Genomic DNA, 15,724 nt, shown 5'->3' with positions numbered 1-15,724 from the left:
ATTTTATATAAGAGAATTATTACTCTATTTTGCAAAAGATTTTGATGAGAGATATTTTATTTTAATGGATAAAACATTATATGCATTAGAAGAAAATGAAAAACAAAATAAAAATAATTTAAAATATTATATAAATATATTATTGAGAGCCTTTGAAATAAAATTGCTTTATATAGCAGGACTCTCTCCTTTGTTAGATAATTGTGTATTATGCGAAAGAGAAGATGCAAATTATTATTCTATTAATGAAGGCGGCTTAGTTTGCAGTAATTGTAAAATAAATATAAAAGATGCTATGGAATTAGATTATAATGATATAGCATTCATGAAACTAATAAAACATTCTTCTATGCTCGATATAATAAAAAATAATGATATAATAAAGTTTTATAATAATTCAATAACAACAATAAGAGATATATTACAAAAATCAATATACAATCATATACATAGAGAATTAAAAAGCTTAAAAGTATTAGAAGAAATTTTATTTAGTGATAATAATATCTAAAATCTCTTTAGTATTATTTACTATATATGTGGCATCTCTAAACTCTTCATCATTTCCAAAACCATATCTCACAGCTATAGAGTCAAACCCCATATTTTTAGAAGCTTCTATATCATCTATTCTGTCGCCAATCATAATAGTTTCATTTTTATTAAAGTTTTCTTTAAGAAAAGCCTCTTTTAAAACATCAAGTTTATTTTTTATAGCTCCCCCAAAAATAGCCCCATACATATTAGTAAAATATTTATCCAAATCAAAATGCTTTATTATTCTAACAGCTGATTCTAAAGGCTTTGCAGTTGCTAAATAGGTATTAAAATTATTGTTATATAAAGTTTTTATTAAATCATATATACCGTCATAAAGTGTGCAATTAAAAAGCCCATCATTTCCATTATAATCTTCTCTGTAATATTTTATAAACTCCATTGCCTTATCTTGATTATCATAAATATATTTCTTAAAGCTAATATCAAGAGGAGGTCCGATAAACTTTCTTAAAATATCATCTTCAGGTAAAACAATATTTAACTCAGGATAAATCTCAGACATTTTTTTTATGCCATATTTAACAGCATTTGTAATACCATTAGCAGAATCTGTAATAGTACCATCTAAATCGAATAGAATATTTTTATATTTACTTTTCATTATCTTTCCACAAATATATATCCAGAAGCAGGAAGTATTTCAAAACTTTTTTTAGCTTTTTCTTTCATAGCCTTAAAAAGCAAATTAAGCCCCAAACTATCACTAGCCATATGCCCAGCACAAACAATATTAATATTATATTTTTTACACTCTTCTACATGATTATCAGATAAATGCATCACAACCAAAGTACCAACACCCGCATTAGCTAAAGCAGAAATCATTCCAATATCAAAAGAAGCTCCTCCAGTCATATCTACAACAATTTTACCAGCTCTGTTTTTTTCACTTCCATTAAAAAGTTTAGGAGGATTATTATTTTTTGATGATATTTTATATTCTTCAATATCATTAATTAAATCTAATATATCAGAAAGCTTATAAGGATTTTTTTCTTTTATAAGATTAGTTAAAAAAGTTTCAACATGATTATCTGCTAATGTATGCATACACATATAATTAAGATTAAGAAGCTTAGCCGCTGTAACATCTCTATTATGATTAGAAGGAGAAACAGAACGCTCTACTCCATACATTCTTTTATTAGTGAGAGCCTCAGATATATTTACATTAACACCATTAAGATAGTTTTTATCAGTCTGCATAGCTATTACTTCATAAAACTTAGCATAAGCATAACCATTAGGGTGATGAGTAACAACTAAATCAATCTTGGCTTTTTTTTCATTTAATCTGTCAGCAAGCAAAAGTTCAGAAGTCTGCATATCAATACCGCAAAATATTTTCTTTATTTCTTTATCTTCTGCAATATTTAATATTCTGCTGTCAGCATATGGATTAAATAAATTATCCTTATCAAAGCACTCTTTTTTTCTTTTATCTTTTATAGCCTCATAATCTTTTTTTACTATATCAAGCTCTTTTTCTACAATATCTCTTCCTCTAGGGTCAGCATCTATTGCACATTCTATAGCCGTCTTATAAAAATCATTTATATTAAAATATTTATTAGCCAAAATAAAAACTCCAAATTAAATATCATTCTTCTTATTATCGTTTTTAGGCTCACCTCTATATTTATCAATTTGTATCAAACCTTTATCCTCATAGAAAGTAACAGCCTTATAAGTTTGTCTAATATCAAATTCAGCACTTCCTATAATAAGCTTAACTCCCGCCAATGCTTCTTTACCAGCACTTATTGTAGAATCTACTTTTTCTATTTCCATTTGCTGTGATAAAGCTTCTCTTCCCAAAACAACTTCCTCTCTTCTGCTATTAGCCTGCTCAAGCTGCTCTTTTAAGCTTTGTAATTGCTCAGTTTTTTCATCGTCTAATTTTCTCACCTTAGCAGCCTGTTCCAATGACTTAATACTTCTTTCTATCTCTTCTATAGCAACATCAAGTTCTTCTTTTTCTTTATCCATAGCAGCAATATTTCTTCTTTTAGCAGGACTAACCCCTGTTTCTATAGTAGTTTTTGTTCCAGAAGGAGAACCCAATACTTTACCATTAACTTCATACAATGCTCTTAATACTCCGCCACTTGCAGAAGCTCTTTTACCTGTAAGTATTATTCTGTTATCAGCATCTATATTAGAATTAAGTATAGCCTCAGTAACCACAACATTATTAGCAGATTCAACATTAGAAAACTGTATAAACTTAGCAATAACATCTCCACCTGCCTTAACAAAACTATTTTCATTGCCTTGTATACCAAGTTTTACTATAATATCTCCCTTAGCCTCAAGGTCGCATTTACCAACAGTACCATTAACCTCAATATTACCTTCGGCTTTTATAGAGAAATTATCACTAACACTTCCCTTAACAAGAACACTTCCTATAAAATTAATATTACCAGTCTCAGGTCCTACATCTCCAGAAACCTCAAATACAGGCTCAACACTTAATAACTTACCTTTTAATAAAACTTGTCCATTTATACCAGCAACTATATAATCACCATCTATAACAACATTATCCCCAAGTATATCTTTTAAATCTATATCTTTACCATCTTTAGCCTCTATCTTTGTACCTAAAACATTAATACCATGCTCTCCCTCAGTAGCAGGAATCTTATGTGCTAGTTTCTGCCCTTCAGATACATTTTCAACTATACTCAAATCTTTATAATCTATAGACTCATCTTCATCTATATACTTTGGTATAATATCTTTATTAACCTTAACTAAATATTCTATTTTAGCATTCTGACCAATTTTAGGATAAAGTCCTTCAGCAGCAAGTATTGGAACATTAAAAGTACCATCTTCCAAAAGCTTTGAAATATTATCTTCTTTTAATCCAAACACAATTCCGCTATTTTCTAATAATTCCTTAGCATCTTGCAAGTCAATTTCTCTTCCGCCATTGTTTGGCTTACTAACAGTAATATAAGCTTGCATATTATCTTCTGTAATAGTATATGTAATCTTAGCATTATATACAGATTTTGAAGGGTCCCAATCAGCTATTTTTATATATTCACCTTTTTGTTCATGCAAAACCTCTTTAGCCAAATTAGAATCATAATGTTTAATACCAGCTTCTATTAATTTTTTTTCTAAAGCTTTTACATCTTCTATTCTAGTTCCATCAGCAGTAGGAGGAGAAACTTTTAAAAATACTCCATCTCTTTTCACTCTTACTATTATGCTTGTATCTTTATCAATAACAACATTGTCATTATGTTCCATATTAGAAGTAGTAGAATAATCAACAGTATGACCATATGTAATACTAGATTTATCATATTTTATATGAGTATATCTTATTAAATAAGGATTAGAATGAAGCTTTCTAAGAATTCCTGTACTTCTATCTCTAATAATTTTATAAGATAATTCATATACAGGACATTGAAATATAGCAGCAGCCTGATGCATACCATCTTCCAAATTCTCAACTTCCAATTCTATAGAACGCGAATTCTGATTATTATAAATATCTTTGTAAAAATCACTCTGTAAAATTTTTCTTTTTAATTCATTCATAAAAAACCACCTACTATAGTAATTGTTTTTTTATCTCTGAAAGACTGTATCTTAATTGCTGCACAGCCTTTGTATGAAGCTGAGATACCCTACTCTCTGATACATCCAATACTTTACCAATCTCTTTTAAAGTTAACTCTTCATAATAATATAGTATAAGAACACTTCTCTCTTTTTCTGGTAATTTATCCAAAGCCTCAACAATCTTTTTTTGTACATCTTTTCTCTCAGCAAGATACTCAGGATTATTTTTATCACTGGCCTTTAAAGTATCCATTATAGATATTTCATCAGAATCATCTCCATGATACCAAACCTCACTTAAAGAAGTAGTAGATGCTTCTATAGAATATCTCATAGTTTCGTTAATTTTACTTAAAGGTATTCCCATAGTATCTGCTATCTCTTGAGAGTTCACATTGCGACCTAATTTGCTTTCTAAAAACTCCCTTGCAATTTCTATATCTTTTATCTCTCTTCTTATAGATCTTGGAAGTTTATCTATTTTTCTAAGCTCATCATAAATAGAACCTTTTATTCTTGTTGTAGCATAAGTTTTGAATTTAACTTCTTTATTTGGGTCATACTTATCTATAGCATCTATTAAACCTAAAGCACCATAACCTTCTAAATCACCAAATTCTATATCCGGTGTAGCTTTCATATTAAAGTTTATTTGATTAGCCACATATTTAACCAAATTAGTATATTTTTTTACTAATGCTTCTTTTATATGAGGTGAAAGAGTTTTTTTATACTCAATCCAATACTCCTGTTCATTATCATCTGTTATATTTGGTATTATGCCTTTCTTATTCTTTTTCATAATGATACTCTACTTTTTATTTTTTTATTTTATTTGCTTTCTTTTTTCTCTTCTTTAGCAAGCATAGTCCTTACTGCTTTAGCAACCTTTTCAGGGTCTTCCTTTACTTCCCTCTCTAAATTAACTGCATCAGCACTCTCTTTTTTTAGAGGAAAATAATCGCTTACATCTTCTGTATTAGAATTATTAGTAACGGAAGATATTATGTCCCCTATATCGCCTGTATTATGATAATCTACTTTCTTATTTTTATCAATATTTATATTATCAATACTAGGCATAAGATTATTATCTGATTCATTATTATCAGCAATATTATTATCCATTTTGTTCATTTCCAAAGAATCAGTAATAGGAGTTTCTGAATTATTATTATTTTCTATTGTATTATTATCATCTATATTTTCTTTAACTGCCTCACTATTGTTAGATACTTCATTATTAGAAATATTATTGTCAAAAACTCCAGAAGACTCTATAACATCAGATAAAAACTTTTTTAAAACTATAGCCAAAGTATACAATATAATACCAGTAATGACCGTAGATATAAAAGCCCTTATAATAGATACATCTATTCTATTTCTAAACAATGTAGAAAATAAAAAAGTAAGTACAAATGATATACCCATTATAATAAGTGACAGTTTACCAAAATTGCTAGAAAAATATTTTTTTACTTTAGCCATATACTCATTCATAAATAAACCTCTATAACTCAATTATTTAATAAATTCTATTCTCTCTTCTACTAACAAAGGCAAACAACGATTCCATAAAACCAGATAACCCTCTGCTATCTTTCTCTTCATCATATTCCATATCAATAATTTTTTTAGCTATATTATGTATAGAAATAGAAGCATGACATTTATTATCATATTGATAAAAAGGAAGCTGCTGAGATACAGAATAAGCAATAGTTTTATCTTCAAGAACATATCCTAAATATTTAATATCCATATCCAAATATCTCTTACTAACCTCTATAATCTTATCTCCAACATCCTTACCTTCAGATGCCTTGGTTACTCTATTAACCAAAATCTTTATATCTGCCTTAGGATTTTCTGGAGCTATAGATTTTATTACTCCATAAGCATCAAGTATAGCTGTAGGCTCTGGTATAGTAACAACAATGTTCTCATCTGAAGAAAGTAAAAAATATAAAACATTATCAGATATTCCAGCACCAGTATCAATTATAATAATATCAGCATCATTTAAAGAATCCATGCTGTTTATTAATTTAGTTAAACCTCTGCTAGATAGATTTGCCAAAGATGAAAAACCAGAAGCCCCCGCAATATATCTAATACCATACTCTGTTTCGAGTACCACCTCATGTATCTTCTTAGTACCCTTTATAACATGGTATAAGTTATATTCAGGTATAGTACCCAATATAACATTAACATTACCAAGCCCAAGATCTGCATCTATTAGAAGTACATTCTTTCCAAGCTGTTGTAATGCTATAGCCAAATTTATAGCAATATTAGTTTTTCCTACACCGCCCTTACCGCTAGTTATACTAATTATACGCTGAGGACGTTTATCTTTTACTTCCATCATTTTTCTTAATTCATCTGCTTGATCTTTCATAATATTTTATAATTCCTAATAATTAATTTTTTATCTATCGTTTCCAAATAAACCTTCTATCATCTTGTGAGCGTATCTTTTAGCAGGAGCAATATCTTTAGGAACTCCCTGACCATAAGTTACATAAGTGATAGGAACTTTACTTTTAGATATAGCACATAAAGACGAAGCTAAATAATCAGTTTCATCTACTTTAGTTAAAATAATGCCTTTATAGTTTGCAGGCTTAAATGCATTCATAATCTTTAGAGCATCTTTATATTTAGCAGTAGAACTCATTACAAGCTGAACGTCCATATCAAATCTTCCAACAGTATTAAAATATTTAGACATAGATACTATCTCTTCAACACTCTTAGGCGAACGTCCCATAGTGTCTATAAAAAGTAAAGATGAACTATCTAATTTGCGTATCTCTGCTCTCAAAGCCTCTGGAGTACTAGCACTAGTAAAAGGAACTTTCATTATACTAGCATATCTTTGAAGCTGATCAACTGCTGCTATTCTATAATTATCTATTGTTACAAATGATACTTTCTTGCCTGATCTCATATACTGAGCTGCTATTTTAGGTATTGTAGTAGTTTTACCAACACCAGTAGGTCCAACGAATACTACTATTTTCTTTTTAGAACCTATATCTATTCCATTAGCAAGAAGCAATCTGCTTGAAAAATATCTCTCTATCTCTTCTTTTATAACATCTTTAGATTGAAAAAATCTTGCATTGCTTGAAGTAAGTAAATATTCTCTTAATTCAATTAAAACTTCTTCTGGAAACTCTCTGTGTCTTAAGAAATTAAAACTATCTTCCATACTATCTGTAACAGAAGAATCTTTAGTGATAATATTTTTATTAGGATATGAATTATCATCATTATCTTCTTCAAAATCATCTTGATAAAAATTATTAAAGTTAGTTTTATTAATGGAAGAGTTTAAATGATTATCCTCTCTTCTATAATTCTTTATTTCTTCTATAGTATTTTTTAAACTTCTCTCTTCATTTTGAAATATACTATCATAATCATTGTTTTGATAAAAACTATTATTACTTTTTTCTCTTCTATTATAATTCTTGGAGTTAAAATTATTTCTATCTATGTTTGGAATATTATTTTCTAAATATTCTTTAACTATATCTTTTAGTTGATCTTGAAGAATTCTTTTAACATTTGCTTCTATACTATCTACATTATTTTTTTGTTGATATTGAGAATTATATACTGAATAATCATCTTCTTTATGAGCAGTATTTCTAACATATGAAGTATCCGAATCACTTAATAAAGCACCGCCCATCATACCAAAATTATAATTACCATTAAAATCATTTAAGTTATTATTTACTTTTCTTTCCTCATATCTTTCTTCAAATTGCATAGGCTTAAAAGATTTATTATTATTAACAAGTTCAGCATTTTCAACTTCAGTAATATTTACAGCAGCAGCACTCTTTTTAGCCATTAAATTTTCGCTTCTTTCACGAGCAGATTTTTTCAAAGCATTATTAAGATTAATAAGTCTCTCAGCCATTTCACTAGCATCTAACACTTCTGTCTTATGCTTATTCATTTCTATTCTATCACTATTTAATTTATTATTATAGCTCTCTTCTTCTTCCACATTATTATTATTTATTTCTTTATCAGCATTTTTTTTATCATATATAGAATTATTTAGCATTATTCTAATTTCATGCTCAGTCTTTTTTCCAAGTCCCAAAAAACCGCCAACTTGAATATCTTTACTAGACAATATATAAAAATTGCTTCCATACTCAACTCTAGCCTTAGCAAAAGCATCGGTCTTATCTTTTCCTCTGATTGTTCTTATATCAACCATCTTAATAACTCCCTAAAATTAATACTGCTCTAAAACGCCGATAGATACTTCAAATTCTTTTTTTATAATACCAAATATATTTTTTCTGCTTAATTCTCTTATGCTAATAATAAAATAATTTTCACCATATTTATCCCTAGCCTGTTTTTCAATTTCTTCTCTGTTTTTACCAAAGATTTTGATAGTTTTCATAATCATTACTCCAATAATATTTTATTAAAAACTTATTTATTTTTATTTTATACTAGCAACACCCATCACATTATAACCCTGTGCGATTTCAGTTGTTGCCACCACTTTATACTTACCAATATTTTTAGCAATAAATTGATACAAAGGTCTTCTTATTATAGGTGAAACTAAAAATACTATTTCATCAACTCCAGACTCTTGAACTAATTTTACTGCATCTTTTATATTTCTTATAAGAGCCTGCATACTTTCAAAACTCATAGCTATCATTTGAGAGCCTTGTATATTTCCGCTGTCAGCTAAATTTTGAGCTATATTATTTTGAAGCTGCTGACTCAATGTAATAACTCTTATATTTCTCTGGTCATCAGCTATAATCTGTGATATTTGAGGAGCTAATCTACTTCTTACTAATTCTGTAGCTTGTTCGCTTCCCATAATTGTTATAGCATCAGCAATACCTTCTAATATAGCAACACTGTTTCTGATAGGTATCTCCTCTTGAAGCAAGTTCTGCAATACTTTTTGTATATATCCAAGAGGACTTTCATTATGAGGTTTAGCAGCAAGCACCTCTGATACAAGAGCCTTATTATCATCTTTAATAAGGTCAAGCATATTCTGTACTTCTTCACGTCCGATAAGAAGATTAGCATTTCTTTTAATTGTTTCGCTGAAATGTGTAGCAATAACTGCAGTAGGCTCAAACAACATAAAGTTCTTTCTCTCAGCAGTGTCTTTTTCAGCAACTCTAATCCAATAAGCAGGAAGACCAAAAGCAGGGTCTTTAACACTCTCACAATCAGGAGTAGGACCTTCTTTAGAATTAGCATTTAAAGCAAGAAGCATGTTTGGACGAACAAAACCTCTAGCCATTTCTGTATTATTTATGCTTATAGTGTATTCATCTGGCTCTATAGCCTGATTATCTACTATACGAACAGGAGGAACTACAAGCCCAACCTCCAAAGCAAGCTCTCTACGAATCTGAGTTATTCTATGTATTAAATCTCCACCTTCAGATTCTAATGCTAAAGGCACTAATGATGTAGCAATGGATAATTCTATCTTCTCTACTTTTAAGAAAGGTGTAACATCTAAAGGACCATTTTGAGGCTGTTCCTGAGCTTCTGCTTTAGTGCCGTCTTCATTAAGTCCAAGCTCTTGCTGTTCTTTTCTTAGAGCATAACCTGCTAAAAATAATGCCAATGCTATAACAAATAATGCTATCTTTGGGAATCCTGGTAAGAACATTAAGAAGAATGCAAAACCGGCACCAATAAATAAATTCTTTGGCTTAGCAAAAACTTGTACAGCAATTTGAGTAGACAAATTATCCTCGCTGCTGCTTCTAGTAACAAGCAAACCAGTAGCAAAACTCATAAAGAAAGAAGGTATCTGACTTACCAAACCATCACCCACAGTAAAACGAGTATAAGCATCAGCAGCCTGAGCAAAAGGCTCTCCCCTCATTGTCATACCAATTATGAGTCCGCCTACTATATTTATAATAGTGATTATAATACCAGCGATAACGTCACCCTGAACAAACTTTGAAGCACCGTCCATAGTACCATAAAAATCACTCTCGCCTCTTATCTTTTTTCTCTTCTCTTCTGCTTCTTTATCTGTAATAGCTCCAGCCTGAAGTTCGCTTTCAACAGCCATCATCTTTGAAGGCATACTATCTAATGCAAATCTTGCAGCTACTTCTGATACTCTTGTAGCACCCTTAGTAATTACTACAAACTGAACTATTATAAGTATGATAAATATTACAACACCCACAACTATATTATTTCCAACTACAAACTCAGCAAATGAAGTGATAACCTTACCATTAAAATTAGCACCCTGTGTAAGTATTGCTCTTGTTGTAGAAACGTTTAATGCAAGTCTAAATGCTGTCATAACCAAAAGCACAGAAGGAAATACACTAAACTCACTAGCACTCTTTATACTCAAAACCATAAGAAGTATAAGCAAAGATATAACTATATTTATGATAAGAAGAAAATCCAAAATCATAGAAGGAAGCGGTATAATAAGCATCATTATTACCATAACCGCACCTATAGCAAACATTATGTCGCTGTGTCTGCTAAGATTTGTAGGTAATTTTATCGAATCTAAAAGTGATTTAGCATTATTAATAGTTGCCACTTTTCATTTCCTCCTATATAGCCCTTGCCATTTTTTCATTACGTATTCTATATACCTCGCCAAGTATTCTTGACACAACATGAAACAGCTTCTCTGGTATATACTGCCCTATATCCACATTATAATAAAGCTCACGGGCTAAAGGTTTATTTTCTACTATTTCTACTTCATGTTCTTTTGCTATCTCTTTTATTTTTAAAGCAATATTATCAACTCCTTTTGCAGTTACTATAGGAGCATAATCCCCGCTTTGATATTTTAAAGCAACGGCAAAGTGTGTTGGGTTTGTGATTATTACATCTGCCTCTGGTACTGATTTAAGCATTGTTCTGCTTACAATTTTTCTAGCCATTTCTTGAAGCTGATTCTTTACTAAAGGGTCTCCTTCCATTTCTTTGAACTCTTCTTTCATCTCATGCTTTGTCATCTTTAAGCTATTGATATATTGCTTTCTCTGAAAATAATAGTCCACAACAGCAACTATTATCATAAATATCATTACCTTACCTATCATCTCTAAAACTATAAAGAAAAATACATTCATAGCCTGTGCTAATTCCATATGAACCATATTAAACAAATCATTGCGTCTGCCGTTTATTGTTGTAAATGTTAATACGCCAATAACAAGCATTTTAAAAAGTATTTTAGCTAAGTTCATTAAGTTTTGAGAAGATATAAAAACTCTCTCTTTAAAATTTGACCAAGTTGGTGCTATTCTTTTGAAGTTTGGTTTTAATTTTTTGGTAGTAAATAAGAATTGTGTTTGTGCTAAATTTACTCCAACACCAATAATCAATGCTGCAAGTAAAATTATACCAGCTGTTTTTGCTATTAATAAAACTATTTCTATAAATATATCAGGCAAACCGTCCATAGTCATTGTTGCATCAGCATTGGCAATTCTATTTATAATATCAATAAAAAATTGTGATAATGTGTGAGTAAGATAGCCTATAAGTAAAGCTATTAAAACTGTAGTAACACCCAACACTAAAGTTTGATTAATTTCTACAGAGTTTACAACACGACCTTCTTCTTCTCTTGCTCTTCTCTTTTTTCTCTCTGTAGGAAGTTCTGTTCTTCCTTCATCTTCAGCAGATGCAAATAAAGTTAGTGCAAAACCTCTACCCGTTAAACGCAAATATTTTCTATAAAGTTTAGCCCTTATAGAAACAAATAAATCTTTTAGTTGTAAATATTTAATCAAAGAAGCAAGCATTATCATACTGTACCTCCTGACAAAAAAACAAATAAATTATTAATATCTGCAATTGTGTTTTGCAATATCTTCATAAAATTAGCAATTAATGCAGGAATAAGTATATAGTATGCAACAATTCCAACAGCTATTTGCATAGGGAAACCAAGCATTAATATATTCATTTGAGGAGCTGCTTTTGCTAGTAACCCTAAACTTAATGAAAGTAAAAACAAAGTAAGCATTATAGGCAAAGCAAGCGATAAAGCAATAGAAAACATAGAACTCATATAATAAATCATTCTATCTATCACACCCTGAAAAGAACCTAAAAACACAGCCTTTGAAGCATCGCTCAATACTGGCATAGCTTTAAAACTATTATACAAAGTTCTTATTACCCAATTCTGACCATCTATAGCTATAAATATAAGTATTACAACTAAAGCCTGAAGCTGACCTAATACAGGAACAGTAATTTGGCTTATAGGGTCAACTGCCTCAGATATACCAAAGCCCATTTGTATTTCAAAGAAGTTAGTTGTAACTTGAAAAGCCAAAAATATTATAGACATTAAAAAGCCTATTAGTAAACCTATCAATGCTTCATTTAACAAACTTAAAAAATACTCTAAAAAAGTAGGAGCTGCTTGCACTGATGTATTTGCTACCAATGGAAAAATTGTTGCTGTTGCTATAAATGCTAATCCTGCTTTTATAGTATTAGGAATAACATTAGAAGAAAACAAAGGAGCTACTATGAGTATAGCCAAAAATCTTACCATTATGAGAAGGTAAATCTGAAAGAAATTAACAAAATTATCCATCTTCTAATTATTCCGTATTTATTATTATCTTGCTATAGTAGGCAATATATTAAAAAGTCTAACCGTAAAACCGCTTATATAATTAATCATCCAAGAAGCTAAAAAATATATAACTGCAAGCATGGCTATCATTTTTGGTACAAAAGTTAAAGTTTGCTCTTGAATACTTGTAGTAGCCTGTATTATAGATATAATAAGACCAACTATTATAGAAACTCCCAAAACAGGAGCTGAAAGAAGCATAAAAGTCCATAAAGTTTCTTGAACTAAAACAATAATAGAAGTATCATTCATAATTTACCCTCTTATCAATATTTCCTAATTAAAACTTTGTACAAGCTGCAATATTAATAGCTTCCAACCATCAACAGCTACAAACAATATTATTTTTAAAGGCAATGATATCATAATTGGAGGAAGCATTATCATACCCATAGCCATTAATATTGAAGCTACAACCAAATCTATAACTATAAAAGGCACAAATAAATATATACCCATTTTAAATGCTATAGTAAGCTCATTAATGATAAACGCAGGCACAACAACTATAGTTGGAATCTTTGCTAAATCTTCTACGGATTGAATATCTCTTAATCTAACATTACTATCGCTGATACTCAAGAACAAATCCAAACTCTTCATACCGTTTTCGCCTCTTAAAGAGTTAAACATAAACATTCTTATAGGCTGTATTCCTCTGCTGTATAAATCATTAACACCTATAGTACCGTTTAAATAAGGCTGAAGTGCTTCATTATTTATCTGAGTTAATGTTGGCATCATTATAAAAAATGTTAAAAACAAAGAAAGACCCATTATTAATGCTCTTGGAGGTGTTTCTTGTAATGACAATGCTCTTTGAACAAAACTTAAAACTATAGAAACTCTCACAAAACTTGTAGTCATTATTATAATAGACGGAGAAAGTGAAAGTATAGTAAGCAAGAATAATATTTGGAGACCTAAGCTAACTTGCTGAGGTGTTTGAGCTTGTGTAACGTTTAAACCTATTGTCGGTATAGGTATTTGTGTTTGAGCAAAAAGAGTAATCGGAGCAAATAAACACAATATAACAATAACAGCAAGAAACTTCTTCATTTTTTTATCATACTCCAATTTTTTTATTAAATATAATCAGAATTATACCGTTAATATATAAGTTATCATATTACAATAAAAAGTCAAGTATTATGTTAACTATTTTTTAGACAAAACTATAAAAAATTATCATTTATAGTAAAAGACCAAACAAATAGCAGTTATAATAAACTCCATTCAAATAAAAAAAATTTCTTATCTCTCCCTCTATTTCAAAGCCCAATTTTTTATATAAACTTATTGCTCTATTATTATCAACTCTTACATTCAACTCTATTTTTTTTAAATCATTAGCCTTGCAATAATTTATTGTATATTCAAGTAGCTTCGAAGCTATTCCAAGCCCCCAATATTCTTTTAAAACACTTATACCTAAACTAACCCTATGTTTTACTCTCTTTTTATTAATACCTCTAATACTGCATATACTAACTATTTTTTCATCAATCTCGCACAAAAACATCTTCTCTAATACAGATTTCTCTATTGTCTGTATAAACTCGCTCTCTTTCTCTACACTAAGCTCTCTCTCATCAGATGCACATATTAAAAAATCACTTTCATCTGATACTTTTTTTATAAAATCAAGAACATTTTTAGCATCTTTTATATGCACTTCTCTTATAATCATACTAAAGCTTCAATTTTATTATGTAAACTTTAATATGATAACTCTTTTTTTGTTTTTGTAAATACCATTAAATATTTTTTAAACAAAAAATAATAAAAAACAAATAAAATATAAAGCAAATATAAAACATTTGACAAAAAAACATCATAGATATAATATCTTTGCTTAATAAATTAAAAAAATATTGGTATTATTTATTATGCTTAGTATAGAAAATTTAATTATAGTAATTATAGGCTGCTCTATAGCGGGGTTTGTTGACGCTGCTGCTGGAGGAGGTGGTCTTATAAGCTTGCCTGCATATTTAATAGCCGGTATTCCTCCGCACACCGCCCTAGCCACAAATAAACTCACTTCAACATCAGGGGCTGTAGTTTCTGCTTTTACATTCTTTAAAAACGGAAAACTCACAACCAAACTAATAAAGTTTTTGATACCAATGACAATATTAGGCTCTATTGTAGGTGTTCAGGTTATTGTGCTTATAGATGCAAAAGTGTTACAGCCTTTAATAATGATACTTATTTTATTAGTAGGGCTTTATACTTTATTCTCAAAAACTTTCGGCACAGAAAACTTATTCGACGAAAATAATCTCAAAGCTAAAAACTATATAATAGGAATGTTCTTTGCCTTTCTTTTGGGTTTTTATGATGCAGTATTTGGACCTGGTACAGGAAGCTTTTTAATAATGTTTTTTGTGCTTTATTATAAAATGGATTTTCTTCTTGCTTCTGGAAATGCTAAGGCTTTGAACCTTACAAGTAATTTATGTTCATTAATAATATTTGCAATAGAAGGAAAAGTTAATTATATGGCAGGTGTATTCGTTATACCGTTTATAATGACATCAACATATTTTGGTGCTAAGTTTGCAATCAAAAAAGGAATAAAAGTGATAAAACCTATATTCGTAAGCATATCACTATTAACGACATTAAAAATTTTATTAGATATAATTAAATAGAAATATAGTATATACTGAAGATTTTTAAGTTTGGCAGTTTTTTATTCAACTTTTTCCCGCCTTACACGGTGTGGACTTCGTCAAAGTTGCAAAAAGTGCAAATATTTATATTTTAGATATTGAATATATATAAATATAGAATAACTCTCTTTTATATAAAAAATGCAGCCCTTTTGCTTCTTTGGGACACGCCGCAGGCACTCCCTACGGTCGTAAAAAAGTGGGGTACTGCACGGTGTGT

Annotated in this window: 16 protein-coding genes; 2 read left to right on the top strand and 14 right to left on the bottom strand. The window is 29.6% G+C overall.

The window, feature by feature from the left end:
• On the top strand, window positions 1-511 hold a 511-nt coding region (recO, locus tag E6A48_RS06900; RefSeq protein WP_219709307.1), incomplete at its 5' end, for a DNA repair protein RecO.
• Here the strand turns inward: recO and E6A48_RS06895 are convergent.
• The 14 genes from E6A48_RS06895 to E6A48_RS06830 form a co-directional block, all read right to left on the bottom strand.
• Window positions 488-1,162, bottom strand: coding sequence for an HAD hydrolase-like protein (locus E6A48_RS06895; protein WP_219709306.1), 675 nt, complete (start codon window positions 1,160-1,162; stop codon window positions 488-490). The genes recO and E6A48_RS06895 overlap by 24 nt on opposite strands.
• Entirely contained in the window at window positions 1,162-2,139 is a 978-nt protein-coding gene (locus E6A48_RS06890; protein WP_219709305.1) for a hypothetical protein, read from the bottom strand. Before E6A48_RS06890 ends, E6A48_RS06895 begins: the two co-directional genes overlap by 1 nt.
• Before the next feature lie 15 nt (window positions 2,140-2,154).
• Entirely contained in the window at window positions 2,155-4,125 is a 1,971-nt protein-coding gene (locus tag E6A48_RS06885) for a DUF342 domain-containing protein (protein WP_219709304.1), read from the bottom strand.
• Between the two features lie 13 nt (window positions 4,126-4,138).
• On the bottom strand, window positions 4,139-4,951 hold the full coding sequence (gene whiG / locus E6A48_RS06880) for an RNA polymerase sigma factor WhiG (protein WP_219709303.1): 813 nt from the start codon (window positions 4,949-4,951) through the stop codon (window positions 4,139-4,141).
• Between the two features lie 29 nt (window positions 4,952-4,980).
• On the bottom strand, window positions 4,981-5,652 hold the full coding sequence (locus E6A48_RS06875; RefSeq protein WP_219709302.1) for a hypothetical protein: 672 nt from the start codon (window positions 5,650-5,652) through the stop codon (window positions 4,981-4,983).
• Window positions 5,653-5,677: 25 nt separating this feature from the next.
• Window positions 5,678-6,556: a MinD/ParA family protein gene (locus tag E6A48_RS06870; RefSeq protein ID WP_013245121.1), complete on the bottom strand. Its 879-nt coding sequence runs from the start codon at window positions 6,554-6,556 to the stop codon at window positions 5,678-5,680.
• A gap of 30 nt (window positions 6,557-6,586) precedes the next feature.
• Window positions 6,587-8,401, bottom strand: coding sequence for a flagellar biosynthesis protein FlhF (locus E6A48_RS06865; protein WP_219709301.1), 1,815 nt, complete (start codon window positions 8,399-8,401; stop codon window positions 6,587-6,589).
• A gap of 18 nt (window positions 8,402-8,419) precedes the next feature.
• Window positions 8,420-8,593: a hypothetical protein gene (locus E6A48_RS06860; RefSeq protein ID WP_013245119.1), complete on the bottom strand. Its 174-nt coding sequence runs from the start codon at window positions 8,591-8,593 to the stop codon at window positions 8,420-8,422.
• 42 nt (window positions 8,594-8,635) lie between these two features.
• Window positions 8,636-10,756 carry a flagellar biosynthesis protein FlhA gene (locus E6A48_RS06855; protein ID WP_219709300.1) on the bottom strand — a complete coding sequence of 707 codons (2,121 nt, stop codon included), beginning with the start codon at window positions 10,754-10,756 and terminating at the stop codon, window positions 8,636-8,638.
• Between the two features lie 13 nt (window positions 10,757-10,769).
• Window positions 10,770-11,984, bottom strand: a complete 1,215-nt coding sequence (gene flhB / locus E6A48_RS06850) for a flagellar biosynthesis protein FlhB (protein WP_219709299.1) — start codon at window positions 11,982-11,984, stop codon at window positions 10,770-10,772.
• On the bottom strand, window positions 11,981-12,784 hold the full coding sequence (gene fliR / locus E6A48_RS06845; RefSeq protein WP_219709298.1) for a flagellar biosynthetic protein FliR: 804 nt from the start codon (window positions 12,782-12,784) through the stop codon (window positions 11,981-11,983). The genes flhB and fliR overlap by 4 nt, the downstream gene beginning before the upstream one ends.
• 24 nt (window positions 12,785-12,808) lie before the next feature.
• Window positions 12,809-13,078 carry a flagellar biosynthesis protein FliQ gene (gene fliQ, locus E6A48_RS06840; protein WP_147730250.1) on the bottom strand — a complete coding sequence of 90 codons (270 nt, stop codon included), beginning with the start codon at window positions 13,076-13,078 and terminating at the stop codon, window positions 12,809-12,811.
• A 24-nt stretch (window positions 13,079-13,102) separates the two neighbouring features.
• Entirely contained in the window at window positions 13,103-13,885 is a 783-nt protein-coding gene (gene fliP / locus E6A48_RS06835; protein ID WP_219709297.1) for a flagellar type III secretion system pore protein FliP, read from the bottom strand.
• A gap of 133 nt (window positions 13,886-14,018) precedes the next feature.
• Complete coding sequence (locus E6A48_RS06830) at window positions 14,019-14,516, bottom strand: GNAT family N-acetyltransferase (protein WP_219709296.1); 498 nt, start codon at window positions 14,514-14,516, stop codon at window positions 14,019-14,021.
• Window positions 14,517-14,715: 199 nt separating this feature from the next.
• Between E6A48_RS06830 and E6A48_RS06825 the strand changes: the two genes are divergently transcribed.
• Window positions 14,716-15,483: a sulfite exporter TauE/SafE family protein gene (locus tag E6A48_RS06825; protein WP_219709295.1), complete on the top strand. Its 768-nt coding sequence runs from the start codon at window positions 14,716-14,718 to the stop codon at window positions 15,481-15,483.
• Window positions 15,484-15,724: the final 241 nt, after the last annotated feature.

Source organism: Brachyspira pilosicoli (assembly GCF_019402445.1).
Classification (GTDB): Bacteria; Spirochaetota; Brachyspiria; order Brachyspirales; family Brachyspiraceae; genus Brachyspira; species Brachyspira pilosicoli_B.
This window is presented reverse-complemented; position numbering and strand designations above follow the sequence as displayed.

Bases quoted from the DNA above. Each gene is read 5' to 3' on its own strand.
- E6A48_RS06895 (WP_219709306.1), bottom strand. From the start codon at position 1,162: ATGAAAAGTAAATATAAAAATATTCTATTCGATTTAGATGGTACTATT.
- E6A48_RS06885 (WP_219709304.1), bottom strand. From the start codon at position 4,125: ATGAATGAATTAAAAAGAAAAATTTTACAGAGTGATTTTTACAAAGAT.
- whiG (WP_219709303.1), bottom strand. From the start codon at position 4,951: ATGAAAAAGAATAAGAAAGGCATAATACCAAATATAACAGATGATAAT.
- E6A48_RS06875 (WP_219709302.1), bottom strand. From the start codon at position 5,652: ATGAATGAGTATATGGCTAAAGTAAAAAAATATTTTTCTAGCAATTTT.
- E6A48_RS06870 (WP_013245121.1), bottom strand. From the start codon at position 6,556: ATGAAAGATCAAGCAGATGAATTAAGAAAAATGATGGAAGTAAAAGAT.
- E6A48_RS06865 (WP_219709301.1), bottom strand. From the start codon at position 8,401: ATGGTTGATATAAGAACAATCAGAGGAAAAGATAAGACCGATGCTTTT.
- E6A48_RS06860 (WP_013245119.1), bottom strand. From the start codon at position 8,593: ATGAAAACTATCAAAATCTTTGGTAAAAACAGAGAAGAAATTGAAAAA.
- flhB (WP_219709299.1), bottom strand. From the start codon at position 11,984: ATGATAATGCTTGCTTCTTTGATTAAATATTTACAACTAAAAGATTTA.
- fliR (WP_219709298.1), bottom strand. From the start codon at position 12,784: ATGGATAATTTTGTTAATTTCTTTCAGATTTACCTTCTCATAATGGTA.
- fliQ (WP_147730250.1), bottom strand. From the start codon at position 13,078: ATGAATGATACTTCTATTATTGTTTTAGTTCAAGAAACTTTATGGACT.
- fliP (WP_219709297.1), bottom strand. From the start codon at position 13,885: ATGAAGAAGTTTCTTGCTGTTATTGTTATATTGTGTTTATTTGCTCCG.
- E6A48_RS06830 (WP_219709296.1), bottom strand. From the start codon at position 14,516: ATGATTATAAGAGAAGTGCATATAAAAGATGCTAAAAATGTTCTTGAT.
- E6A48_RS06825 (WP_219709295.1), top strand. From the start codon at position 14,716: ATGCTTAGTATAGAAAATTTAATTATAGTAATTATAGGCTGCTCTATA.